This window comes from Pseudomonas wadenswilerensis, from assembly GCF_024749185.1.
GTDB classification, from domain to species: Bacteria; Pseudomonadota; Gammaproteobacteria; order Pseudomonadales; family Pseudomonadaceae; genus Aquipseudomonas; species Aquipseudomonas wadenswilerensis.
In genome coordinates, this window is the sequence record NZ_CP087191.1 from 3,069,022 (window position 1) to 3,093,739 (window position 24,718).

A 24,718-nucleotide genomic window follows, 5' to 3' on the forward strand; every position below is an offset into this window, starting at 1 on the left:
ACGGGACACACTGTAGAAAAAGGCCAGTATCGGCAGTTCATCTTCTTTCGGGTTGCCCAGGCGAAACTCCGTCTGGGTCTGGAACTCGCGGGTATTGATGACCTGCCGGGCGCCCATGAAGTTTTTAAACGCGTCCACCCGCTCCTAGCTGCTCATCGGGTTGCGCATGTTGAAGCCGCACTGCAACTGATCCTGCTTCTTGTCGTTGTTGAACCTGGTGAAGTGCGCGATCCAGGCATTGGCACTGTCGATCGGCGGCTTCATCGCCTGGCATACGGCCTCGGCCTGGCCGGTATTATTGTTGTTGCCACAGCCGCGATCATCACGAAAGTCAGTCCAGGCGTCGTTGGGAAAGGCGCAGTAGATATGGACCGGCGTCTCGGGTTTGCGCACCAGATCAATCGGCGTAATGAGGTAGCCGTTCTGCGTGCTCATGCCGGGATCCTCATAGCTGATACCGTCTGCACGCATCCACGAAGCGGCAAAGGTGCCCAGCTCTTTGGCCTTGGGGCTGGGGTTCCATACATCCCATTGTTGCCCTTTGGCAGGGTCGGCACGGTGGGCACCCCTGACCAACAGTCCCGAACAGTCCGATGCCGGATCTTCGTCGCAGCTGGACACGGTCTTGTTGTACAGCGTCTCGACCTGTTTGAGTGTGACCAATCTCAATGTAAAGACCTAAAAATCGCCTATAACACTTTGTTTATAAATGATTAACAGTAATCTTCACGTGTTGCTCACCCTATACTTGTTACAACTTCGAACAACTCGCCACAGGCAAAAAAAGGCCGCCTCAATGGGCGGCCTTCACCAGCACGCGCTGGTTTAAATCAAGTAAACCTCATAGTTTTACTAAACGTCCCCCATATACCGTCGAATACTCCAAAGGTGAGGACAACCTCTTCAGCTCGGGTATGGGTAACGTCAAATTCGCAACATAGGCCGTACCAAGTGCCGGCCGCCGCCCCCGTTCGATACAGCGGCATTACCACAGTGGATCCGGGATGCCCAATAATCCTGGCTCCCCCCGAGAGTGTGACTGTGATAAAAGGTCTTTGGGTGGCTGGCGCATTAGGGTAGGCCAATTTAGAAAAAAAGACCCGATTCGAGCTTCGTCCATCGGCTCTTGCCCCACTAGCCGAGCCCCCCATGGCTTGGAAATGGGAGTTACTTATGTCTAGGGGCATTCTATCTCGGAAGTTCAACTGCGCGGTGACCGCAACGCCCCCATGGGGCACGGCGGTAAATGTCGTGCTGGTAGCACCGTAAATACCAACCTTTTCATGCCATTCACCATACGCGTCCAGTGTCACATCTTTCTGGATTGCGCCGCCAACAAAACTCGCTGGAGGATTGACCCGCAGTGTCACTCGCTGTCCCGGTGTTCCCAAGACAGTTACACCATTTGATTCGGGTCCCTTTTCATAAAGAAAGGCCACCATATTACGGGTATAGCCTCCGTTAGAGACCGCCAGCGCCGCCGTACTGAGCACCCGCATCTCATAAGCAATCACCGGCGCAACGATGTCCTCCACCCTTAAATGAATACTCAGGCGCGAACGGTCAGCCAGGCCTTCAAGGGCCGAGCGCATGATCGAACGCGTGATGCCCGCGCTCACTTCATCCGCAGACACAGGATGCGCCACCAGCAGCGGCAGCGTCCAGTTCCCACCGTTTTTGAGCGTGCCCCGCAGATCGACCCATACCCGTTGATCCCGGGCAATGCCCTGCCACCTGTCAATCCGCAGAGTGGCGTTGCCGGAAAAGGCTGCCAGTTCCAGCACATTGCCGCGTGCCTCGACAATCCGCGGATCGGTCAGGCTGATCTGCACCTGCAGGATCTGGTACTCGCGCACCGGGAACCTAATTGCCTGCGACTCTTCGGCATCCAGGCGCAATGCCACCGCCATCTCCAGGGTTATCCGGCTCTGATGGGCGAATGCCTGCAAATCTGCCCTGGTCAGCGTAGCGCTTACGCCCAAGTTGACTTCACCAGGCGAGACCGGTTGCCCGTCGGCTAGAACGATAGTCTTGGGATTACCTTGTGTATCGGTGCCACGGCAACGGAACCAGTAGCGCTGGCGCTCATTGATTCCGTTCCACTTTGCCACGGTTGCCCGCGCATTGCCGGGAAAACTCAGCAAATTGAGTGTATCGCCATTGGCCTCCTCGATCCGCGGCCGTGGCGGGTTGCTCAGTACCGGCCCGATGCCCAGGTGCAGGAAGTCCGAATAGCGTCGGCGTTCCGCCGGTTCGCTAACATAGTAGCGGATGCGTACCTCATGCCCGAGGCTGGGCACGATATCCTCCTCATAAACGGGAAACGTCACATCATCGGCAACTTGCACTGGGAAGAAGTCGATGATGTCCGCCCCCGCGACCGGGCTCAGCCACTCCATCCACACTGTCTGCCCAGGGGCCATGCCTTCGTACAGGGGAGCCTCAACGGTAGCCACCACGATACCGATCGGGTCGAGGGTATCGTTCTCGGCCTCCGGCACGGTCGGGCGGACCAGCTCGGGGGCCGGCTCACCGACCCACAATGGCAACACCTGCGACTCCCGCGGCTCGCTGCTGCCGAAGTACACCCGGTAGAACAGTTCCAGGTTACCGCCCGACAGCGCGGCAATATGCTCGGCCGGTACGATAAGCACGACCGGGTTGTCCACTTGGGACCCGGTCAGGTACCAGTCTCGCATAAAGGCGTAGGCGTGGCCGTTCTCCCGTTTGCCTTGCCAGACCAGGCGGACCTGTTGGCCGGCAAACATGCCCACCCACGGCGGAATCCGCACCACGGCTTGCGGCAATGTGTCGGGCAGAAAGTCTTCCTCGCGACTATCCACATCCGGCGGCAGCAACTCGGCCGCCTTACCCCGCACGCCGACGGCAGTGGTTCTGGACGGTATCTGCTGCCCGTCGCGGGTCACCTTGTAGGAGACATAGGCCAGGCCACCGGCGATTGACTCGGCGATGCTGTTGGGTACCTTGTGGGTAATGGTCCGCGGGGGTGGAATGATGCCCACCGGGTACGCGGGGGAGACATGCGACGGGATTTCCACCACGTCTTCGGTGTAACCGCGGAAGGTGAATACCACCTGATCGCCAACGCGAAAATCCGGCCGATCGGCAATCACCGAGATCTCGACATCGGCGCCCTGCAGAGACCCCAGGTCGAGGAAACCTTCCTCGTCAATCCCGGCCACCCCTGGCCGTGGCAACAACAGCAGGCTGACTTCGACAAAGGCATAGCTGGGCAACGAGGCGCCATCGGACTCGTTGCCCACCTCGTCTTCCAGCCAGTACAGGACCAGCAGGCGCTCATCATCGCCGCCCGCCTCGATGGTGGCAAAGTCGACGAACACCGGTATGGTCTTGCCCACCTCGCCTTCCTGGACGACGTGAGTGACCTTGGCGCCGCCCCAGCTCAAATTGAGGGTGTCGCCCACTTCCATGACGCGCCAGCGGTTGACGTACACCGTCACGCCGTCCTGGGCCATCTCCCAGTCGATCAGGCCGAAGGGCACGTCCGGTGACATCAAGCCGATATGATGAGGGCTGCCTGGGATCGGATTGGGCCCGCCGGGCAAGGTGACCTTGACCTTGACCCGCAAGCGCGCCGACGCCCGTTTGTTGCCGCTGAGCGGCTCGACCGTGAACCATACCTCGCTGACGCCTTTGGGAATGCGGTCAGCCCGCACGAACAGGGTGACCAGGTTGTTCACTTCCTCGGGCAATACCACGATCGGCAATGGCGTGGCAGGCACCTCTTCGTCGCCGAAGTGCACGTGAATCTTGTCGCCGGCGGCCATTTGCAGGTAAGGCTCGACCAGCACCAGCAACCCCTTGCTGTCGGCTTCCATGGCCCCCACGCCAATGCCGCCATCAAGGCCTGCGGGATGATCGCTGAACTCGCGCATGTGCGGGATGCGCACATGGCTGGTTTCGACGCTGCTGATCTGGTTGACGCGCATGAACCAGGGAATGCCGTCGGCCGCCACACCCCGGGCCGCATAGCGTGAAGCCAGGCTGGAGAAGTACAGGGTCTTGCTGAAGCGGGTCCAGCTGCCGCCCTGGGGCAACAGAAAGGTCACCGTCACTTCTTCGGCGACGCTGTCGACCACGTCGAACTGGCAATCACCGCTCAGTACCATCAACGGCAGGCTGACCACCTGGCCAGGGTGGCCGACAATCCGTGCACTGCCGCTCAGTTCAACCTGCACGTAAGTGACATCGGTGAAGCCGCCAGCATCAAAACACACGCGGTTGGCGGCACGGCCGTTGGCCAGCGCACCGCTGGCCGCGCGGGCGCGCACGCGTTGATCTTCCTGCTGTTGATCGAACGGGAAGACATCGGTAAAGCGCACCGGCACATGCTGGGCCTGGCCCGTGCCGATCGCCGCGCTGACCAGCACCGTCTCGGCGTAGGGGTCGCCCAGCCAGGCAATGAACTCACCCTTGGCATCCAGGGTGAAGTCCAACTGCTGGCTGTCGTTGTCGAATTGCGCCGAGCCATTGACGCTGAGGCTGCCTTGCGCGCCCGGCCGCCCGACCAGGGTCACCGCACAGGTCTGGGTCGGCAGCGTCCAGTCCTCGGGCAAGGCGGAACGGGCCAGGCCCGAATCGGAGACACCGATGTGCAGTTGCCCCTGGCGCACGGTGTAGGTCCTGACCGGGAAATCCAGCGTCGCAGCGCCACCGAAGTTGACCCTCAGGTGCAGCGACAACGCGCTGCCATCGTCGAGCTCGTCGAGAAACTCGCGCGGTAGCGCCACGGTCAGCCCCGCCACCTGCTCTACCGGGCTGTCCACCAACAGCGGCAGCGTGGCATTGGCGCTGCGCACCTCCAGCCACAGCCGCTGGCCCACGGCAATGAACGGCCAGGCGCTGACACTGATGTTGGCATCGCCCTCGAACAAGTCCAGGTCCAGTTCGCTGCCGTTAGCCTCATCGATCCTCGGGCGCGGCAAATCATCGGCGCTCGGCGCGCCAATTTGCACGGTTTGCCTGGGCGATTCGAGCGCCGCCAGTTCATTGCGCAGCACCTCATAATACAACTGCACCGAACCGTTGAAGTTCGCCGCCACCGCCGCCGCCGGCACGCTGATGGTGATGCTGCCGGTGTCACTGCCCGCACGCTCAGGCAGCACCGGGGTGCCAGCGCCCGCAGCGCCTTTCCAGAACAAGACAATCCGATCACTGTCGCGCATGCCCGGGTAGCTGATCAGCACCTGGGCGCCATGCAGCCCGAGCATCGGGTCGTAGCTGCCGTTCTGCGCGCCCGTCAGCTGCGGCAGTTGCGGCACTGGGGCGACGGAGCGCAACGCCAGCGCCCGCTCCTGGGACGGCAATCGCCGCCCGCCCAGCGCCGGCTCGACCTCGTAGCGCATCAATACCGTGCTACCCAGGCCGGCGTTGGCGATGGCCTGGGGTACGCGAAACGTTGGCAGCGCGCCGCTGCTGTCGACTGTCTTGGTTTCGCTGTAGCTGCTCTCCGCTCCGGCGCCTCGCCAGGTGAACGTGACCTTGTCGCCCACGTGCTTGCCCGGGTAGTTGACCGTCACCTGGACCCCAAGCGGGTAGAAATGCGGGTCCAGTTCATTGACCGGCTCGTCCACCTCCGGCGCCGGCAACAATCCGGCGGCGCTGATGCGCAGCTCCAGCGGTTCCGATTGCCGAAAGCCGACGCTGCGCGTGCTGAGCATGCGCACCTGGTAGTAGACCTTGACCGAGCCCGACTCCAGCAGGCGGATGTGTTCCGTGCCGACATTGATCGCCAGCTCGCGGTCCCCTGCCCCCTCCGAGGCGGTCACCACACGCCGGACTTCATGCAGGGTTGGTCTGCCGCCAAGTTGGGTGCCCTGCCACACCTGGGTAATCTGGTGGCCCGCCGTGCGCCCCTGGTACTTGGGGATCATCACGGCAGCCCGGGCGATATCGTAAGCCAGTTCGCCCGCCACAGCCTGCGCCACCCTCGGCACGCTCAACGCTTTGGGCTGCCCTTTGAAACCGATGCTCAGGCGCTGCGAGTGCTGCTCGCCGCCAGCCTTCACCAGCGTGTAGCCCACGACCGCCAGGCCGCTGGCCAGGGCCCAGGCTTTGTCATTGGCAATGCTGAAGGTCAGGGTTTGCGGCAACGTCCCGCGGAGGGTCTGGTCCAGGTCGATTTGGGTCGGCTGGCCCGAATCGATGTAGCCGGTAAAGCGCAACCTGACCGTGTCGCCGATGGCGAACGCCGGTGCGCTGGCCAGCACATGTATCAGCAGGTCATCGCTACCCAGCACCTCGAGGTTGATATAGCCCTCGTTATCGAGCCCCGGTACCGAAACAGCCGGCAATTGCGCCTGGCCGGTATCGACCACCACCGACACATGGGGCGCCCAGCTCTGGCTGGTGTTGTGGACAATATCGTGCACTTCCCAGGTCACCACCAGGTTGGGGCTGTCACCGGCCTGGCGAATGACGCTGCCGGGCACCGTGAACACCACCGGCTGATTGAGATCGGCCTCGACCAGGGTATAGCTCAACATCACGCCGCCCCAGCTCAGGCGGATCACATCGCCAACGGCGCGGTGCTCGTAGAAATAGACCTGCACCTGGACGCCGTTCTCCAGGTGTTCAGCGGTCACCGGATTGACTGCGACATCCGCCGCCACCAGGCCTTGGTGCCCGGGCTCGGAACCGCCCGGGCGGTCCAGCTTGACCAGCACTGAGAGGTCGCGGGAATTGCCATACTCGATAGTGTTGCGGCTGAAGCGGTAGCGCAGCGCATGCGCGCCCGGGGTAAACCGCTCGGTGGGCAGGTGCAGGTGCAGGGGCCCGCCGAGATCGAAACCCTCGAGCACCAGCGGCGCAACAACCGGGGTGCTGTCCGCGTCCATGTACACCCGCAGCTCGTCGCCGGCACGCACGTCGGCGAACGCCGGCACGGTCGCCAGCACACCTTTGTCGTCAGTGCTCAGGGTATGCAGGTTGACGCCCGCGTCATAGCCGCTGACCGGCGTCACCGAGGCGAACAGCGACAGCGCAGGCAGCTCGCTGGTGGTAGTGGATTCGATGGTATCGGTTTGCATGTCATTCATGGCAGACAGCCTCGGTAGCAGGGGAAACAGCGTTTCGGCCCTGCGTGCTTACCGCCATGAAAAAGGGCCGACTGGGTGAGAGTCGACCCTTATTCAATACCTCGTTATCGAGGCCAACAACTGACAAAAATGCTAGGTGGCAGTCCGAACCTCATGCCTGGGCGTCCCGCGCGTATGCCAGAAGTGGCGCCAACAGGTACAATCGCACCCTTGTGCAAACTACCAAGGAACGCCGATGTCCGGCCTCGAACTGTTCGCCGCCGTGCTCGGCGTCATCGCCGTCTGGCTGACTGCCAAGCAGAACCCCTGGTGCTGGCCGATCGGCCTGGTGATGGTGCTGCTCTACACCTGGGTCTTCTATGACGTGAAGCTGTATTCGGACATGCTCCTGCAACTGGTGTATGCCGTGCTGCAGCTCTATGGCTGGTGGCAATGGACGCGTCCGGACAGCGTGCGCGAGGCGCGCGAGGTCAGCCTGCTGACGCCGCAGGCGGTTGCCTTTGGCCTGGGCATAGGCTTGCTCGGCAGTCTGGGCCTGGGTGCGGCCATGGCCACCTGGACCGACGCCGCCCACCCTTGGCTGGACGCCGCCCTGACCGGCTTCAGCCTGGTCGCGCAGCTGTGGATGGCGCAAAAACGTCTGCAGTGCTGGCCGCTGTGGATCGTGCTGGATGTGATTTTCGTTGGCCTGTTCCTGTCCAAGGCCATGTACCTGACTGCCGCGCTGTATGCGCTGTTCACCCTGATCGCGGTGCAGGGCTGGCGCGATTGGCGGCGCGATCCGGCGCTGGCGTACACATGAAGGTACTGGTACTCACAGGCCCTGAATCCAGCGGCAAAAGCTGGCTCGGCAACGAAATCCAGGCGCACTTCGGTGGCGAGCTGGTGGGCGAGTTCGTACGTCACTTCATTGACGAACAGGCACGCGATACCTGCTATGCCGACATTCCGACCATTGCCCGCGGACAACTGGCCTGGGAAGACGCGGCCCGCGCCCGGCAACCGCAACTGCTGATTCTCGACACGCACCTGCTAAGCAACATGCTCTGGAGCCGTACGCTGTTTGACGATTGCCCGGCGTGGCTGGAACAAGCATTGTTGGCACGCCATTATGACCTGCACCTGCTGCTCAGCCCCGAGTCCATCGCCTGGCACGACGATGGGCAACGCTGCCAGCCGCAGTTGTCTGAGCGCCAGGCGTTTTTCCAGGCCACCGGTGACTGGCTGGTACGGCACCGGCAGCCTTGTCAGGTAGTACAAGGCGACTGGGAGCAGCGCAGGTGCGCAGCCTTTGCAGCGGTAACGCGCTTGCTCAAGGTATAAATGGCCGCCCAATGCGGCCAGATGTCCATTCCTGAAACACTGCTCACGGCGCAAACCCGCGATCTAAAGCGGGCCCGGCGCGTGTACGCAAAAGTGTTAAACACCTGAAACAGCCGACCTCCGGGCCCCTTGATGAGCGCGGGCGCCCACTGGATCCAGGTTTGTACGATGCCTTTGTCTCAACGGCGTTACACGAATTTTTCACAATTGCGGTGAATAAACTCAAACCGTTGTTTTTCCATGACAAATAAAAACCGGCACACCTTCTGCTCTCTTCCTCGCAACGCTGAACAGGCCTGCGCACCGAAGAAGGAATTGCCATCGTGGGAAATATTGGTAAAGGCATGTATCGCCTCCTGTTGCTCGGATGGGTACTGACACCGAGCGTCAGCCTGCCGGTTCAGGCCGAAAACGGGATCATCGTCATCACCCGCGATGTGCAACCGCGCAACGCAATGCGTCCCCCCCTGGTTCCCGACCCCTACCCGGTCACCGTCAATACCAACCCGTCCGCACATGTCATCAAACAAACCAACGAGCTGAGCGATGGTGACTTTGCCAGCATCAGCAGCGGTGCAGGCATTACCCCCCTGATCACGCAACAGACCAACAACCTGGGCGGCAACTTCGGTAATCAGACCCAACTGCCCAACCTGGCTGGCGGACGTTCCGGGGGCTCCGGCAATGGCATTTCCAACATGGTCAACTCCAACATCCAGAAAGGCCTTGCCCCCCTGCAGATCTTGACCGGAGGCCAGTGAGATGAGGCACACGCTGCTGATTCTGGCCACGTTTTGCAGTGCACCGGCCTTCGCCCAACCCCCAGTAATCAATAACGCCAACATCGACAGTTCCGGCAAGCAATACCAGGGCAACCTCACGGTCAACCAGGCTGCCGGCGATCAACAGCAGCAGGCTAACGCCCGGGCCATCGCGGTTGGCCATGGCGCCAGCGCAACCACACAGATTCGTCAACGCTTGCGCACCCATGTCGACCCGGCGATGGATGCCCGGTCCGGCATCCAGGGCGACGCCTTCAGTCACGGCAACGGTGCGCTGGGAGTCAACCAGAGCGCGGGCGCCAGTAACCAGCAAGCCAACGCACTGCGCATCAGCATCGGTGCTCAGCCGCAAAGTATCGACGACAGCGTCCTCCTGCAACAGAACGTGGCGCTGCTCAACAACTCCGATCCAACCGACTCTGCACCCGGCTATCGCCAGGTCACTACAAGTGACCAGGCTTTCACCGGTAGCCGTGGGGTGATTCAGTTGAATCAGAGTGCCGGGGTGGGAAATCGAACGGCCAACACCCTGAGCATACGGGTCGCGGACTGACCCAAACAGGTAGGAACAACACTTAACCTAAAATAAAGTACGGAGAATCACCATGAAACCCTCGATGGCATTAAAGCCTCTGGTTTTCGCAATTGCTGCGGTCATGGCTGTTGCTGTACAAGCTGGGCAGAACGATCGGCGTGGCAATGATCACCATAATAATGGTCATCATAACAACGGCCACCACACCCCTCCTCCAACCAAGATCCCTGTCTATGCGACTGCCAATGCCTATGACAGTCAGCGCAGCACCGGCAACCGGATCCACAACGAAGGGACCGAGAACTCAGCCGAGATGACCGATTCCGCCGAAGGCTCGAGCGGCAACGTCGGTGTCAACGTGGCGGCCGGTAACGGCAACCAACAAGACAACGCCGCGGCCATCGCCAACGCTCAGTCCGAATCGAGCGTCGACAACACCTTCGTGTTCGGCACTGCCGAAGCTACCGCCCGCGTCACGCAATACAGCAACAACAACAAGGTCAACAACTGGTCGACGCAAAACTCTGCGGTCATGAGCGGATCTGCCAGTGGTGCCAACGGCAACGTCGGTATCAACATTGCTGGTGGCGACCTTAACCAACAGAAAAACACCATGGCCATTGCCAATACCAATGCGCCACTCGGTAACGCAAGGGCCACCGCCTCTGCCAATCAAAACGGCCCTGGCCTGACTGTCAACAACTACGCCGATCGGGAAACCCGTCTGGATACGCTGACCTTTACCAAAACCATCAGCGGTTCGTCTTCTCGCGAAGGCACCTTCGACGCCAGTGTTGATAAGAGCGCTTCGTCGAGCTCCAGTGCCAGCGGTTCGCGCAGCTCTGAGGCCAGCGGTTCGAAGAGCTGGAGTGCCAGCGGTTCCAACAGCATGACTGCCAGCGGTTCCAACAGCTCGAGTGCCAGCGGCTCCAACAGCTCGAGTGCCAGCGGTTCGGGCAGCTCGAGTGCCAGCGGTTCCCACAGCTCGAATGCCAGTGGTTCCAACAGCCGCGATACCAGCGCAACCAGCAGTGCTTCGCTGGACGTCGCGCTGAACGCCGCCGCCGAGGCTGCCAGGTCCGTCACCACGGATGATGGCCGTCGCGAACGCACCCGCAGCGAAGAAGCCAGTGCATCGCTTGATGTAACGCTTAATGCATCGATCGATGCATCGCGCGAAACTTCGTTCGACTCTTCGTTCGACAGATCGCGCGACTCGTCGTGGGATAAATCGCGTGACTATGCGTACGACAAATCGCGTGATTCTTCCTACGATAGATCCCGTGATTCTTCTTACGATAAGTCCCGTGACTCTTCTTACGATAAGTCGCGTGAATCTTCGTACGATAAATCGTCGTCCTCCTCGTTCGAGAAAGCCTACGAAAAAGCTTCTGAGTCTTCGAGCTCCATCTCGAAAAGCTACAGCGAAGCCGACTCGTTTGAGCTGAGCAACAGTGTTTCCTTCCAAGTGCTGACTCCAATTGGCTGGGCAAACCCTGTGACCAACACTGCAACCCTGAACGGTTCGGTTAATGGTGGCAGTGGCAACCTGGGCGTCAACGTAGCTGCCGGTGTGGGCAACCAACAAAGCAACTCGCTGGCCATCTCCAACACCTCGATGTAATTGCCGTGGCCTGGAGGCCCCCTTCGGGGGGCCTTTTTTCACTACCAGCAGGGGGGCATCGAACATGCGCATTATCGCTTTGGCGTTTCTGCTTTGCCTGGCCAGTCTGAGTGAAGCTGCACAAATGCCACTTTCCGTATTGCCGGGTGGTGCGGTGATATTCAAGCCCATCCAGAGCATACGCGAGCGCAAATTCGCCGACCTGGTGCAACAGAAAACCGACTTCAGTTGCGGCGCCGCGGCCCTGGCGACCATATTGCGCCAGGCCTATTGGCTGGACGTGGATGAACAACAGATCATCGAAGGCATGCTGGCCCATGCCGATCAGGACCTGGTCCGTACCCAGGGCTTCTCCATGCTCGACATGAAGCGTTACGTGGAAAGCCTGGGCATGCGTGCCCGTGGTTACCGGGTGGCCGTCGAGACCTTGCACACCATCCGCATTCCGGTGGTGGTACTGATGGACATCCGTGGCTACAAGCATTTTGTGGTCATGCAAAAAGTCGCCAACGGCTGGGTATACATCGGTGACCCGGTACTTGGCCATAAGCGCTTCAAGGTCGACGACTTTGTCAAAGGCTGGAACGGCATCATCTTCGCCGTCATCGGCCAGGGTTACGACAAGACCAATGCCCTGCTCGACCCGCCTCTGCCGCTGACCGCCAAGAACCGCATCAACAACTTCACCCCGGTGCAAGACGCCGAGCTGATGGATTTCGGATTCATCCAAAGCGACTTCTTCTAATGACAAGGGAGCACGAGGCTCCGGGAGCATCCAATGAAGACCCCAATCTGGCTAGCGGCCGTTTGCCTGGCCGCCAGCCTGCCGACCCAGGCACAGACGCTCAAGCCGATTGAACTGAAGGATCAGGAACTGGCGAACCTGCGAGGCCGCTATGTCATGCCGGGGCGAATCATCAGTTTCGGCATTGTCATGACCAGCACCTGGCAAAATGCCAACGGTGAAGTGATCGGCGCCACGTCGTCGATGCAAATTCAACAATCGACGATCAAACCGCAGTTCTATGTGTCGATGATCGACGAAAAAGGTCATGCCTCGGCACACTCGCAAAGCAGCGGTACCGGTACCATCACGGGCGGCAGCGGCCTCAACAGTACCGAGGGCGTCACGCAGGTCGTGCGGGCTGCCGGAGACAACAACACGGCCTACAACAACGTTGATATCAACGTCACCAAGGCTAACCAGGCGCCAGCAACGCAGCAGCAGGGCCAGGTACTGGCCGCTGGCTCGACCCTGGTCGGCGCCAACGGCGCGGGCTCGCTGAGCGTTTCCTCGAGCGGTACCGGCGTGCAAATGAATATCGTCGCCAACAACAACCAGGGCAGCACCGCGCAACGCCTGGCCCAGGGTGGGCTGATGCAGAACACCACCTTGCTCGGCGGTGGCAACCGGGTCAGCAACCTCACGTCCCTCAATGTCGTGCTGCGTGACAACGCACCGACCGCAGGGTCGGTCAACGGCAACCTGGATCAGCTCAAAGGTCTTCGCACTCTCGGATTCTGATCTACGCTCAGTCTCATCAAATGTAGTCAGAAGGGACGGCCAACCCATGCATCGATCGTTAACGTTCAGAGCTATCGTCTGTTTGAGTAGCCTGACTCCGGCCACAATGCTTTACGCAGCCGCCGACCCTCAGGTAGAAGCATTAAAACAAGAACTCATGGAGTTGAAACAGCGTTACGAAGTACAGCAGCAAGCACTGATGGTCCTCGAACAACGCGTTCGCCAAGTCGAAGAAACACCTGCGACACCTGCTCCCAAACGCCTGACCAAATCCCCGGCTGAGACGGTCAAGGGTGGTCAGACAGTGGCCGCAGGCGCGCCGGGCACCACAGGCAGCTCATACGGCCAGTCACTCAAGGAAGATTCGGAGCCCGCGCAAAGCGTTTCCAACCTGTATGACGAGGCCAGCGGATTCTTCGGTGGCGGCAAGTTCAGCGTCGAAACCGGCCTGACCTACACCCATTACGATACCCGGGCGCTGGTGCTCAACGGGTTCCTGGCCCTGGACTCTATTTTCCTCGGTAACATCAACCTCGACCGCATCAAGGCGGATAACTGGACCCTGGACCTGACCGCCCGCTACAACCTGGATCAACGTTGGCAGTTCGACATCAACGTCCCGGTGGTCTACCGCCAATCCACGTATTCCTCTGGCGGCGCGGGTGGCGCCGGGCCGGTGTCATCCGACGCAACCGTCAGACGCGATCCCACAATCGGCGATGTCAACGTCGGCATAGCCTACAAGTTCCTGGACGAATCGGAAAACTGGCCCGACGCAGTCGCCACCTTGCGGATCAAGGCCCCCACCGGTGAGGAGCCCTATGGCATCAAACTGGTCAACGATCCCACCAACGACAACCTGTCGGTACCTGAAAGCCTCCCTACCGGCAACGGGGTCTGGGCCATCACCCCGGGTATCTCGCTGGTCAAGACCTTCGACCCTGCCGTGCTGTTCGGCAGCCTGTCCTATACCTACAACATGCAGGACTCCTTCAGCGACATCAGCCCTACCATCAACACCAAGGTCCCGGGTGACGTGAAACTCGGCGACTCATGGCAGATCGGCGCCGGTATTGCCTTTGCCTTGAACGAGAAGATGAGTATGTCGTTTTCGTTCTCCGACCAATTTGCCAGCAAAAGCAAGATCAAGCCTGATGGCGGCGACTGGCAGTCGGTTCCCAGCAGCGACTACAACTCGGCAAACTTCAACATCGGCATGACCCTGGCGGCCACCGATAACCTGACCATCGTCCCCAACCTCTCCATTGGCCTGACCGACGACTCGCCGGACTTCTCCTTCAGCCTGAAATTCCCTTACTACTTCTAAGCAAAAAGCCCGCTTCGGCGGGCTTGTGGTATCTACCAGGCTTAGCGGATCTGGTGCTTGTGCAGCAGCCGGTAGAAGGTCGGCCGGGAAACCCCGAGTACCTTGGCGGCAATGCTCAGGTTATCGCTGTGCCGGTTGAGCACATCGCACAAGGCCTGGCGCTCGGCCCGATGTTTGTAGTCTTCCAGGGTGCCCATGCTCGCTTCGAAATTCTGCTGGCTGTGCAACCCCAGGTCCTGCGCCTCGATCTGCCGGCCTTCGGCCAGAACCAGGCCCCGCCTCACCCGGTTGGCCAGTTCGCGCACATTGCCCGGCCAGTCATGCTTGCCCATGGCCGCCAGGGCTTCCTCGCTGAACGAACGTGGCCGGCGGCCGGTTTCCAGGCTGTAGAAGTGCGAAAAATGGCTGGCCAGCATCGACAGGTCGCCATGCCGGTCGCGCAGCGGCGCGGTCACGACCTGCAGCACATTGAGGCGATAGTACAGGTCTTCGCGAAAGCGGCCGCTATCAATGGCTTTTTCCAGGTCCACGTGGGTTGCCGCCAATACCCGCACATCCACGGCAATCGGTTGGCTGCCGCCGACCCGCTCGATGTGCTTTTCCTGCAAAAACCGCAGCAGGTTGGCTTGCAGCTCCAGCGGCAGGTCGCCGATTTCGTCGAGAAACAAGGTGCCGCCGTTGGCCACTTCGATACGGCCGATCTTGCGTTGATGGGCGCCGGTAAAGGCGCCTTTCTCATGGCCGAACAGCTCGGACTGGATCAGGTGTTCGGGGATGGCACCACAGTTGATCGGCACGAAGGGTTTGTCGCGGCGCTGGGACTGGCGGTGCAAGGTCCGCGCGACCAGCTCCTTGCCCGTGCCGCTTTCGCCACGAATCAGCACCGGCGACTCGGTAGGCGCCAGCTTGCTCAGCAGCTTGCGCAGTTCGCGGATCGGACGGCTATCGCCCAACAGCTCATGCTCGGTCTCGTCGACATGCACATTGCCCTTGCCTCGCAGGCGCGCCATGCCAAAGGCGCGGCCGAGGGTGACCTGCACCCGCGAGACATCGAACGGCAAGGTATGAAAGTCAAAAAACCATTCACAGACAAAATCGCCGACATTCTGCGCTCGCAGCTCTTCGGCGCTCAAGACCGCGATCCATTCGGTGTTGCTGCGGCTGATCAGGTCCTTGACCGCATCCGGGGGCTGCAGGTGCGAAGCCTGCAAGCGCAACAGGCCTACGTCGCAGGGATGCTCAAGGGCCGAAGACAAGGTACAGCTATGCACATCCCAGCCCACACTGCGCAAGCCTGGCAACAGGCGATGACAGTCATCGCACGGATCGACGATCAGCAGGCGGCGGTTGGATGCAGGCTCTAGCATGACCTTTTCCTTGGCGCCAATAGTTGGAATTTTAAGTAGAAACAGGGTGTTGGCAGGCCCGTTTTAACAGTAGCAACGATGCGTCAATATCCCACTACCGTCTGTCTGTTGAGAGGGCGCATTGGTCGCGGATTTCGGGTCAAAAGCGGCGCCGCAACGAGCTGGATACCGGGGCGGTATCACTGCGGCCACCGTGGGGGATTATGCAGTCAAGCGCATAAGGTGATCTGTGAGGCCTGGACTCAAGAACCGGACCGTTTCACAATTAATCCGCACCATCTCATTCTGGGACCGTACACCTAAGCCCAGTGCGCAGGGTCAGGCGAAGCAAGGGGAAGGTTACCGCGTTACTTTCCTGCGGTGTCTGGTCGAAGCTGACTTTGAACTCCACCCGAAACTCGCAGTTGTCCCGTAGCAGCAACAAACGATTGCGGGCAAGTACCCTGCTGAGGCCACTCGCAGCTTCACCTTCATTGAGCTCGCCTGCGCTGATCAACTCGATGATATCGGGCTCACCATTGAGCTTCGTACCATGACAGCGTAGCCAGACCCTTTGACCCGCCCGGGCGAAACGCCAAAGTATTAACGAGACAGCCGAGTCGCCGACAAAACGATCAAGGTCCAGAGTCGACCCGACTGCACCCGCGACCTCGGGTAGTGGCAAGCCTGCCAGGGGCTGTATACCGAGTCTCAGTAGCGGTGACTCCTGCGCTTCAGCCCCCAGGCGAGTCACGCCATAGCGGACCGCCACTTCGCGCTGGCTAGGGCCAATGTTTGCGCCTACAACGTCAGGGGGAACGGTGAACTCAAGCTCACCGGCAGGATCGCCCGTAAGCGGCCCCAGCGTGGTCGACCCCAAAGCCGTGCCTGTCCAGTGCAAGGTGATTCTTTCCTGCGTGGTCATATGCGCATAGCGAATCTTGATCCTGACGCCAGACAACGCCAGCAGCGGATCAAGTTGGCCACCACAGGCCTGGACAACCGAGGGTAACTGTAGCTCCAGGGTCTTTAGCCTGATCTGCAGCAACAGAAACCACGAGTGCCTGGCTCGTACACCCGCTTCAACCACCCAGTAACGGAAAATAATGTTGTGGCTAACGGCCGGGGTGATGAAGTCGACAGGTACGGCAAAGGTCAGATCTTGTATGTCGGTAACCTGGATATGCTGGGAATGGCTTCCGCCGACACCTGTTCTCACACACTCCAGGTACACCGTCTGCCCAGATAACATGCCATCGTAGATTCCAACCCGCACGGTGGCGGCCGTCAGGCCGACAGGATCCAGCCTGCCGTTCTCGGATTCGTCCACCAACGGAGGGGGAAGTACCAGTTCAAGGCTACCCACCTCCAGGTCAAGGTATTCAGACTCGTGCCAGCCGCTGTCATAATCGAACACTCGATAGTGCACCGACACTGTACCGTTGTTGAGCGGAGCGATATGTTCCGCCAGCACGATGAAATCGATGGCCCCTCCCACCTCATCGGCTTCAATGACACGGTCCTCGCTATGAAAATAGTGCTGGTTGTTCGCCCGCCGGCCATCCCAGATCATTCGCACCAGCTGCTGGGCGGCCATTTGCGAGTACGCAGGAATTTGCACTGTCGCACGCTCAAGTGTATCGACGAGGTTGTTTCCCACGGCCTCGAGTACAACCGGAGACTGCAAGCCCTGCCTCGCTGATGTTCCTTGGCTCATGCCTCCCCCTGTCATCATTAGTGCCCTGCGGCCGGGAGCTTATTCAACTCCCCTCCCAACCTGGCCGCTACTGACAAAAATGCCAGGTACCCCGGTATGAACCGATAAACGGTATTAAAATATTTTCCAAAGAAGTGTGACTTACCCCCCGGTCGGGTGCATCAGTACAAGTAACTCACCGCTGCGCAAACAGGCGCGCGGGTTTATTCCATGTTTGGGCCCACAGAGAGACCGAACCCATGAACGCCCCGCTGCGTGTCAACGATGCCCTGCTGATTGCCGACCACGCCTTTGAACCTTTCCAGTGTGTTGCCTGGGATGTACCCAACGGTACCGGCGAGTTGAGCCTGGCGGTCATCGACCGGACCAGCACCCGCATTGGCAGCAAGCAAGTCCCTTGCAGCACCTACTCCGACCCTGCGCAACTGGCTCATTTGATTGAAGAAGTTCGTGCCGAGTTGAGCGAGAAAGGTTATACCCTGCAGCCTTGGTCGATGCCCAAGTAATAGCGGTTAATTGCCAAAGGCGCTGTATTCGCGCACGCCTTTGGCAACTTTGCTATAACTCGCTGGACAAACTGCGACACTTGGCCGCAGTTGTTTTTATTGATACCAGGTTATCCGCCGAGTACCGCCAGTGTCTCCAGGTGCTGGTAATCGGCATGCAGTTGTTGCGCAAGTAACTGTGCCCTTCCCAGCTTGACCGGCGAACTTTCGATATCCACCAACAGCGATTGGCAAGGCAGCGGCTGTAGCGCCTGCCAAGCCTTGAGCCGGCCATCGGTCACGATCAGGCATCGCTGCAGTTCTGCCGGATAGCGTCGTTGACGCTCCTGCAGCCAACTCCGTGCCTGCTCCAGTGCCGCCAGCAATGGCGTACCGCCCCCCGCCCCCAACGCCTCCAGCCACGGCTGCAAGCTCGCCGAGGCTTTTAGCCCGTGACGTTGCCAGCGCGGCGCATTGCCGCTGGCGGTGAGCAGGGTCAGTCGCGCGCGGTTGCGGTAGGCCTGATCGAAAAACCCCGCCAGCATGCCCTTGGCCCGGCTCAGGGCCTGGTGACGGCGGGTTGACGCCGAAGCATCGACAATCACCAGCCACAGCTCTTGGGCGCTGGCCGTGCGCTGCTGCCAGCACAGGTCGTTGCGCGTGCGCGGGCGGCCCTTGAGCAAGGTCGCCGGCCAGGCCACCGCGCCGGATGCCGCCTGCTTGCCACGCCCACGCGGGCCCGCAGTCAGTGCACCGGGTCGGGGTCTGGCATCCGCGCTGGTGTGCCGGCGGATGCTCAGGGCTTTTTTGCCCAGCTCGGTACCTCGCGCCGGGCGCCGCTCGGGGTGGCTTGTGGCGGCAGTTCGCCCCATTGACCCTGGCCTTGCTGGCCGGCCGATGGCGGCATCGCCCCACCGTTGTCTGGCGCTTGCGATTGTGGCGCCGGGGCTTCACGGCGGCGATGGCGCAAGGCGAATTCGGCCACGGCATCGATATCCTCAGCTTCGATCGCCAGCGCTCCGCGCCAGGCCGCGTGGGCCCGGGCCGCACGCAGCCAGACCAGGTCGGCACGCAGGCCATCGACGCCAGCGGCAAAGCAGCGCTCGGTAATCTGCGCCAGGGCCAGGTCGTCCAGGGCAATCTGTTGCAGGCGTTCACGGGCGCCATGGCAACGCTCGCGCAGGGCCGCCTGAGCGGGTGCCCACTGGGCACAGAACGCCTCGGGATCACTGTCGAAATCCAGGCGCCTGCGAATGATCTGGCCACGGGCTTCGGGCAACGGCTGGCCCTCGAGCAGCACATTGAGGCCGAAGCGGTCGAGCAATTGCGGGCGCAACTCGCCCTCTTCCGGGTTCATGGTGCCAATCAGCACGAAACGGGCACTGTGGCGGTGGGAAATGCCGTCGCGCTCGACCCGGTTGGTGCCACTGGCGGCGACGTCCAGCAACAGGTCGACCAGATGATCCGCCAGAAGATTGACTTCATCGACATACAGCACGCCGCCGTCGGCCTTGGCCAGCACCCCGGGGGAAAACTGCGCCTTGCCCTGGCCCAACGCCGCATCCAGGTCGAGGGTGCCGACCAGGCGCTCTTCGCTGGCACCCAGCGGCAAGGTCACGAACGGCCCCGCTCCGAGCAAATCCGCCAGGCCCCGGGCCAGGGTGCTCTTGGCCATGCCGCGCGGGCCTTCGATCAGCACGCCGCCGATCTTCGGGTCGATGGCGGTCAGGCACAGCGCCAGTTTCAGCTCATCGGCGCCGACCACGGCAGCCAGGGGGAAGTGTGCAGGTTCACTCATTTCAATTCTCTTCTTCGCCGTCCAGCAGCTGTTCTTCCAGGGCTTCGCGGTACTCGCCGGGCTCCTGCCAGAGCCCGCGTTGCTGGGCTTCGAGCAGGCGCTCGGTGATGTCGCGCAGCGCCTCGGGGTTGTGCTGGCGGATAAAGTCGCGGGTCGGGCCATCGAGCACATAGGCGTCGGCCAGCGACTGGTAATGGTGGTCGTCGATCAACTGCGTGGTGGCATCGAACGCGAACAGATTGTCGACGGTGGCAGCCAGTTCGAAGGCACCTTTATAGCCGTGGCGCTTGACCCCGTCGATCCACTTGGGGTTCAGCGCCCGGGCACGGATCACCCGGTTCAGCTCTTCTTTCAGCGTGCGGATGCGCGGCCGATCCGGCTGGCTATGATCGCCGTGGTAGCTGGCGACGCTGCTGCCGCCCAGGCTTTCCACGGCGGCGAGCATGCCGCCCTGGAACTGGTAGTAGTCGTTGGAATCGAGCAGATCGTGCTCGTGGTTGTCCTGGTTCTGCACCACCGCCTGCACCTGGCTCAGGCGCCGGGCAAAGTGGGCGCGCGCCGGCGTGCCGTCATCGGCAGCGCCGTAGGCATAGCCACCGTGGTTCAGGTAAACCTCGGCCAGGTCCTGGCGGTCATTCCACAGGCGCCCGTCGATGGCATTCTGCACGCCAGCGCCATAGGCGCCCGGCTTGGCCCCGAACACCCGCCAGCCGGCCTGACGGCCCGCCTGTTCGGCATCCACACCCTGGGCCAGCAATTCAGTACGTTCGCTACGGACCTTGGCCGCCAGGGGGTTGAGGTCATCCGGTTCATCCAGTGCCGCCACCGCTTGCACAGCAGCGTCGAACAGTTTGATCAGGTTGCCGAAGGCATCGCGGAAAAAACCCGAGACGCGCAAGGTGACGTCCACCCGCGGCCGGTCGAGCAGGCTCAAGGGCAGGATCTCGAAATCGTCGACCCGCTGGCTGCCGCTGGCCCACACCGGTCGCACACCGAGCAAGGCCATGGCCTGGGCGATATCGTCACCACCGGTGCGCATGGTCGCCGTACCCCACACCGACAGGCCCAGTTGGCGCAGGTGATCGCCATGATCCTGCAGATGACGCTCGAGGATCAGGTTGGCCGAGGCAAAGCCGATGCGCCAGGCGGTGGTGGTCGGCAGGTTGCGCACATCGACAGTATAGAAGTTGCGCCCGGTCGGCAGCACGTCCAGGCGCCCGCGGCTTGGCGCGCCACTCGGGCCAGCGGGCACGAAACGGCCGTCGAGGGCAGCGAGCAGGCCGTGCATTTCTGCCGGGCCGCAGCCGTCCAGTCGCGGTGCGACCTGCTGCTCCAGCGCCTCGAGAATGGCCTGCACTTGCGCCCATTCCGGGCCGCCGACAAGCTGCACGGTGCCGTCGAGCATCTGCTCGATCAACTGGCTGGCATACAGCTCCAGGCGCTCGCGGGTATCGCCCGCCGTGCGCCATGCCTCGTCCAATGTAGCCAGCAGTGAAGGCCTCGGGCCCTGCCAGGGTTGGCCAAGGTCGCAATCGAGCGGATCGAAGCCCAGGTTCAGCGCCCTGGCCAGGGCCCGCAACAAACTGCCGTTGGCCCCGCGCCCATCACCGCGCTCCACCCGCAACAGGGCCAGCAAGGTATCGGTGCGCAAACGCCCGGCAGGCGACTCGCCGAACACATGCAGGCCATCGCGGATCTGCGACTCCTTGAGGTCGCACAGGTAGGTGTCCAGGCGCGGCAGCCACACCGCGGCATCGTCCAGCGCACCTTCGATCTGCAGCTCGCGGTCGATATGGTTGTCGCGCACCAGCGCCAGGATGTCGCGCTGCAGCTCGCGGGCCCGGCGCGGGTCGAGCAACTGCGCCTCGTAGTACTCGTCGGCCAGCAGTTCCAGGTGACGCAAGGGCCCATAGGTTTCGGCGCGGGTCAGCGGCGGCATCAGGTGGTCGATGATCACCGCCTGGGTGCGCCGCTTGGCCTGGGCGCCCTCACCCGGGTCGTTGACGATAAACGGGTAGATGTTCGGCAGCGGGCCGAGCAAGGCGTCCGGCCAGCAGCTGTCGGACAAGCCGACGCCCTTGCCCGGCAGCCATTCCAGGTTGCCGTGCTTGCCGACATGGATCAGCGCATCGGCGGCAAAGCCGTGACGCAGCCAGAAGTAGAACGCCAGGTAAGCGTGCGGCGGCACCAGGTCGGGGTCATGGTAGACCGCGCTCTGGTCCAGCTGGTAACCACGGGCCGGCTGGATGCCGACGAAGGTCAGGCCGTAGCGCAGGCCGGCGATCATCATCCGCCCGCTGCGGAACATCGGGTCCTGGCTCGGCTCGCCCCAGCGTTCGCGCACGGCTATCTGGTTGGCCTCGGGCAAGGCGGCAAACGCCGCCAGGTAATCCTCCAGGGCCATGCTCTGCATGCACGGGCGCAGGTCGAGGCTGTCCAGGTCATTGCTGACGCCACCGAGCAAGGCCTGGATCAGCGCCGTACCACTGGCGGGCAAGGGGGCCAGGGGATAGCCCTGCGCCTGCAAGGCGCGCAGGATATTCAGCGCCGCGGCCGGGGTGTCGAGCCCCACGCCATTGCCGATGCGGCCATCGCGGGTCGGGTAGTTGGCGAGGATCAGCGCCACACGCTTCTGTGCGTTGGGTAGCTGCGCCAGGTCACACCAGCGCCGCGCCAGCTCGGCGACAAAGTCCATGCGCTCGGGCTGGGCACGGTAGCAGACCACGTCGGACTGGCTGCGCTCGCTGCGCCAGGCCAGGTCCTTGAAGCTGATCGGCCGGGTGATGATGCGCCCGTCCAGCTCCGGCAAGGCGATGTGCATGGCCAGGTCGCGGGCACCCAGGCCCTGCTCGCTGGCCTGCCAGGCCGGCTCGTTGTCCTGGGCGCAGATCGCCTGCAACACCGGGACATCGCGGCGAAACGGCCGCAGGTGCGGCTGCTCGGGGCTCGACTGGGCAAAGCCTGTGGTGTTGATGATCAGTGCAGCGTCGACCTGGTCCAGCCAGTCCTCGACCTGCTGCAGGCAACCGGCCTCCTTGAGGCTGGCCACGGCAATCGGCAAGGGGTTGAGCCCGGCCAGCTGCAAACGCTCGCAGAATGTATCGATGAAGGCGGTGTTGGCCGCCTGCAGGTGCGAGCGATAGAACAGGATCGGCACCACCGGCTGCTCGACCTGCCACTCGCCGAACCAGTCCTCCAGCGCCGCAGCCGCCTTGCGCGGGTGATACACCGCAGTGCGCGGCAGTTGTTGCGGCTCGCTCCAGGAGTAGGCGCAATTCAAGTACTGGCTGGCGAGGCAGTTGAACAGGTTCAGGGCATTGGCCTTGCCGCCCTGGCGCAGAAAGTGCCAGAGCCGTTCGGCCTGCTCGGCCGGCACCGTGCTGAGGCTGGTCAGCTCCGGGTCCGGACGGTCGTCGCCCGGCACCAGGATCAGTTGTACACCACGGGCGGCCAGCTCCAGCAGCTGTTCCACACCATAGCGCCAGTAGCCGACGCCACCGTGCAGCGACACCAGGATGACCTTGGCATGGCGCAGCACCTGGTCGACATACAGGTCGACCGAGGCGTGATTCTGTACCTGCATCGGGTTGGCCAGACGCAGGCTGGGGAAATCCTCGGGCAACTGCTGGGCGGTTTCGGCCAGCAGCGCCAGGTGCGAGTCACCGCTGCAGAGGATTACCAGCTCGGCCGGGGTCTGGCCGAGGTCGGCAATGCTGTCGTCCGGTACAAAACCACCGGGCTGGGTCCGCAGCAGGTGCATCGGTCAAGCGCCCAGGGCGGCGCGCAGGCTCGCTTCCAGTTGTGCCGCATCCAGTTCCTGGCCAATCAGCACCAGGCGCGTGGTGCGCGGCTCTTCGCTGCGCCAGGCGCGGTCGAAGTGCTTGTCGAAACGGGTGCCCACGCCCTGGATCAGCAGGCGCATCGGCTTGCCCGGGATAGCGGCAAAGCCCTTGACCCGCAGGATGCCGTGCTGCACGACCAACTGGGTCAGGGCATCGAGCAACAGGCTTTCGTCGGCTTGCGGCAGCTCGATGGAGATCGAGTCGAAGGCGTCGTGATCATGGTCGTCGTGATCGTCACCGTCGTGGTGCGAATCGTGGTGGGTGCGGCGGCCATCGATATGCGCCTCGGATTCGGCGCCCAGGCCCAGCAGCACGTCCAGCGGCAGACGGCCGCTGCTGGCTTCGATCACCTTCACCGCCGGTGGCAGCTCTTCTACGACTTCGGCGCGCACCTTGGCCAGGTCGTCGGCAGCGATCAGGTCGGCCTTGTTCAGGACCACCAGGTCGGCGCTGGCCAACTGGTCGGCGAACAGCTCGTGCAGCGGCGATTCGTGGTCCAGGTTGGGGTCGAGCTTGCGTTGGGCATCGACCTGGTCCGGGTAGGCGGCAAAGGTGCCGGCGGCGACGGCCGGGCTGTCGACCACGGTGATCACCGCATCGACCGTGCAGGCGTTACGAATCTCTGGCCACTGGAAGGCTTGCACCAGGGGCTTGGGCAGGGCCAGGCCGCTGGTTTCGATGAGGATATGGTCGAGGTCGCCGCGACGGGCCACCAATTCGCGCATCACCGGGAAGAACTCTTCCTGCACGGTGCAGCACAGGCAGCCGTTGGCCAGCTCATAGACGCGGCCGTTGGCCTCTTCTTCGCTGCAACCGATGCTGCACTGCTTGAGGATTTCGCCGTCGATGCCCAGCTCGCCAAACTCGTTGACGATCACCGCGATGCGCCGCCCCTGGGCGTTGTCGAGCATATGCCGCAGCAACGTGGTCTTGCCCGAGCCGAGGAAGCCGGTAACGATGGTGACGGGGAGTTTGGCCAGTGTTTTCATGTCGATGCCCTTGGCAGGATGGCGGGCATGCGGGACGAGCGCCAAAGGTGTCACGCACCTGGCCTGTTCGCCACCGGATCACCCCGCCCGGTTGAATGTCGGAAACTGTCCGAGGCAGGTCTCCTGGCTTGCATTGCACCGGCGCCAGGGCCAGTCGAACGACGCCTTCCCGCACGCGGTGCAGTGGCTGTGTCGAACGCTTCAATGCTTACAGTTGCGGGGGCAGCCGCGGCTTCAACCGCGTTCCCGTCTTAGCTTCGGCCAGCGCCGAAGAACCTCGAAGCGGCTAGGCTACGCAGTGCCCGGTGAGCGGTCAACTGCTGTCACGATTGACGCCTGCCCGCGC

Annotated in this window: 16 protein-coding genes, 1 pseudogene and 1 riboswitch; of the genes and pseudogenes, 9 read left to right on the forward strand and 8 right to left on the reverse strand. The window is 62.1% G+C overall.

Annotation, left to right across the window (positions count from 1 at the left end; all coding sequences use genetic code 11):
- A pseudogene (locus LOY45_RS14055) lies at positions 1 to 657 on the reverse strand (DUF2599 domain-containing protein); the annotation flags it as partial.
- 173 nt (positions 658 to 830) lie between these two features.
- Positions 831 to 7,079 carry a hypothetical protein gene (locus LOY45_RS14060; RefSeq protein ID WP_258577854.1) on the reverse strand — a complete coding sequence of 2,083 codons (6,249 nt, stop codon included), beginning with the start codon at positions 7,077 to 7,079 and terminating at the stop codon, positions 831 to 833.
- A gap of 235 nt (positions 7,080 to 7,314) precedes the next feature.
- Between LOY45_RS14060 and pnuC the strand changes: the two genes are divergently transcribed.
- The 8 genes from pnuC (at position 7,315) to LOY45_RS14100 (ending at position 14,195) form a co-directional block, all read left to right on the forward strand.
- The gene (gene pnuC, locus LOY45_RS14065; protein ID WP_115086761.1) at positions 7,315 to 7,881 is read left to right on the forward strand and encodes a nicotinamide riboside transporter PnuC; all 567 of its coding nucleotides are present in this window, start codon (positions 7,315 to 7,317) and stop codon (positions 7,879 to 7,881) included.
- Positions 7,878 to 8,402 carry an AAA family ATPase gene (locus LOY45_RS14070; protein WP_115086762.1) on the forward strand — a complete coding sequence of 175 codons (525 nt, stop codon included), beginning with the start codon at positions 7,878 to 7,880 and terminating at the stop codon, positions 8,400 to 8,402. Before pnuC ends, LOY45_RS14070 begins: the two co-directional genes overlap by 4 nt.
- Before the next feature lie 344 nt (positions 8,403 to 8,746).
- Positions 8,747 to 9,163, forward strand: a complete 417-nt coding sequence (locus tag LOY45_RS14075) for a hypothetical protein (protein WP_115086763.1) — start codon at positions 8,747 to 8,749, stop codon at positions 9,161 to 9,163.
- Position 9,164: 1 nt separating this feature from the next.
- Complete coding sequence (locus LOY45_RS14080) at positions 9,165 to 9,737, forward strand: adhesin (protein WP_115086764.1); 573 nt, start codon at positions 9,165 to 9,167, stop codon at positions 9,735 to 9,737.
- Between the two features lie 52 nt (positions 9,738 to 9,789).
- A complete protein-coding gene (locus LOY45_RS14085) occupies positions 9,790 to 11,343 on the forward strand; it encodes a heme utilization protein (RefSeq protein WP_115086765.1) in 1,554 nt (517 codons plus the stop codon).
- 64 nt (positions 11,344 to 11,407) lie between these two features.
- Positions 11,408 to 12,088 (forward strand): C39 family peptidase, encoded by a 681-nt coding sequence (locus LOY45_RS14090; RefSeq protein ID WP_115086766.1) that lies wholly within the window; start codon positions 11,408 to 11,410, stop codon positions 12,086 to 12,088.
- 33 nt (positions 12,089 to 12,121) lie between these two features.
- The gene (locus tag LOY45_RS14095) at positions 12,122 to 12,868 is read left to right on the forward strand and encodes a hypothetical protein (RefSeq protein WP_134065015.1); all 747 of its coding nucleotides are present in this window, start codon (positions 12,122 to 12,124) and stop codon (positions 12,866 to 12,868) included.
- A 46-nt stretch (positions 12,869 to 12,914) separates the two neighbouring features.
- Entirely contained in the window at positions 12,915 to 14,195 is a 1,281-nt protein-coding gene (locus LOY45_RS14100) for a coiled-coil domain-containing protein (RefSeq protein ID WP_038995107.1), read from the forward strand.
- Between the two features lie 41 nt (positions 14,196 to 14,236).
- Here the strand turns inward: LOY45_RS14100 and LOY45_RS14105 are convergent, their stop codons facing one another.
- Together LOY45_RS14105 and LOY45_RS14110 are read right to left on the reverse strand one after the other, a co-directional pair.
- Positions 14,237 to 15,562 (reverse strand): sigma-54 dependent transcriptional regulator, encoded by a 1,326-nt coding sequence (locus LOY45_RS14105; protein ID WP_115086769.1) that lies wholly within the window; start codon positions 15,560 to 15,562, stop codon positions 14,237 to 14,239.
- Positions 15,563 to 15,842: 280 nt separating this feature from the next.
- Positions 15,843 to 17,258, reverse strand: a complete 1,416-nt coding sequence (locus LOY45_RS14110; RefSeq protein ID WP_258577855.1) for a hypothetical protein — start codon at positions 17,256 to 17,258, stop codon at positions 15,843 to 15,845.
- 239 nt (positions 17,259 to 17,497) lie between these two features.
- On the opposite strand from LOY45_RS14110, the gene LOY45_RS14115 reads away from it, so the two are divergent.
- Complete coding sequence (locus LOY45_RS14115) at positions 17,498 to 17,764, forward strand: hypothetical protein (RefSeq protein ID WP_115086771.1); 267 nt, start codon at positions 17,498 to 17,500, stop codon at positions 17,762 to 17,764.
- Positions 17,765 to 17,874: 110 nt separating this feature from the next.
- Here the strand turns inward: LOY45_RS14115 and LOY45_RS14120 are convergent, their stop codons facing one another.
- Genes LOY45_RS14120 through cobW form a run of 4 tightly spaced genes read right to left on the reverse strand, consistent with a single transcriptional unit; the run spans position 17,875 to position 24,372 of the window.
- Positions 17,875 to 18,615 carry a vWA domain-containing protein gene (locus tag LOY45_RS14120; RefSeq protein ID WP_258577856.1) on the reverse strand — a complete coding sequence of 247 codons (741 nt, stop codon included), beginning with the start codon at positions 18,613 to 18,615 and terminating at the stop codon, positions 17,875 to 17,877.
- Positions 18,540 to 19,541, reverse strand: coding sequence for a magnesium chelatase ATPase subunit I (locus LOY45_RS14125; RefSeq protein WP_134065023.1), 1,002 nt, complete (start codon positions 19,539 to 19,541; stop codon positions 18,540 to 18,542). The genes LOY45_RS14120 and LOY45_RS14125 overlap by 76 nt, the downstream gene beginning before the upstream one ends.
- Before the next feature lies 1 nt (position 19,542).
- Positions 19,543 to 23,301 (reverse strand): cobaltochelatase subunit CobN, encoded by a 3,759-nt coding sequence (gene cobN, locus LOY45_RS14130; RefSeq protein ID WP_258577858.1) that lies wholly within the window; start codon positions 23,299 to 23,301, stop codon positions 19,543 to 19,545.
- 3 nt (positions 23,302 to 23,304) lie between these two features.
- On the reverse strand, positions 23,305 to 24,372 hold the full coding sequence (gene cobW / locus LOY45_RS14135) for a cobalamin biosynthesis protein CobW (RefSeq protein ID WP_115087114.1): 1,068 nt from the start codon (positions 24,370 to 24,372) through the stop codon (positions 23,305 to 23,307).
- Between the two features lie 96 nt (positions 24,373 to 24,468).
- Positions 24,469 to 24,667, reverse strand: a riboswitch (cobalamin riboswitch).
- Positions 24,668 to 24,718: the final 51 nt, after the last annotated feature.

Excerpts from the sequence above, each read along its gene's own strand:
- LOY45_RS14090 (WP_115086766.1), top strand. The coding sequence starts at position 11,408 with ATGCGCATTATCGCTTTGGCGTTTCTGCTTTGCCTGGCCAGTCTGAGT.
- LOY45_RS14120 (WP_258577856.1), bottom strand. The coding sequence starts at position 18,615 with ATGGGGCGAACTGCCGCCACAAGCCACCCCGAGCGGCGCCCGGCGCGA.
- LOY45_RS14060 (WP_258577854.1), bottom strand. The coding sequence starts at position 7,079 with ATGAATGACATGCAAACCGATACCATCGAATCCACTACCACCAGCGAG.
- LOY45_RS14125 (WP_134065023.1), bottom strand. The coding sequence starts at position 19,541 with ATGAGTGAACCTGCACACTTCCCCCTGGCTGCCGTGGTCGGCGCCGAT.
- LOY45_RS14095 (WP_134065015.1), top strand. The coding sequence starts at position 12,122 with ATGAAGACCCCAATCTGGCTAGCGGCCGTTTGCCTGGCCGCCAGCCTG.
- LOY45_RS14080 (WP_115086764.1), top strand. The coding sequence starts at position 9,165 with ATGAGGCACACGCTGCTGATTCTGGCCACGTTTTGCAGTGCACCGGCC.
- cobW (WP_115087114.1), bottom strand. The coding sequence starts at position 24,372 with ATGAAAACACTGGCCAAACTCCCCGTCACCATCGTTACCGGCTTCCTC.
- LOY45_RS14070 (WP_115086762.1), top strand. The coding sequence starts at position 7,878 with ATGAAGGTACTGGTACTCACAGGCCCTGAATCCAGCGGCAAAAGCTGG.
- cobN (WP_258577858.1), bottom strand. The coding sequence starts at position 23,301 with ATGCACCTGCTGCGGACCCAGCCCGGTGGTTTTGTACCGGACGACAGC.
- LOY45_RS14075 (WP_115086763.1), top strand. The coding sequence starts at position 8,747 with ATGTATCGCCTCCTGTTGCTCGGATGGGTACTGACACCGAGCGTCAGC.
- LOY45_RS14085 (WP_115086765.1), top strand. The coding sequence starts at position 9,790 with ATGAAACCCTCGATGGCATTAAAGCCTCTGGTTTTCGCAATTGCTGCG.
- LOY45_RS14100 (WP_038995107.1), top strand. The coding sequence starts at position 12,915 with ATGCATCGATCGTTAACGTTCAGAGCTATCGTCTGTTTGAGTAGCCTG.
- pnuC (WP_115086761.1), top strand. The coding sequence starts at position 7,315 with ATGTCCGGCCTCGAACTGTTCGCCGCCGTGCTCGGCGTCATCGCCGTC.
- LOY45_RS14110 (WP_258577855.1), bottom strand. The coding sequence starts at position 17,258 with ATGAGCCAAGGAACATCAGCGAGGCAGGGCTTGCAGTCTCCGGTTGTA.
- LOY45_RS14115 (WP_115086771.1), top strand. The coding sequence starts at position 17,498 with ATGAACGCCCCGCTGCGTGTCAACGATGCCCTGCTGATTGCCGACCAC.
- LOY45_RS14105 (WP_115086769.1), bottom strand. The coding sequence starts at position 15,562 with ATGCTAGAGCCTGCATCCAACCGCCGCCTGCTGATCGTCGATCCGTGC.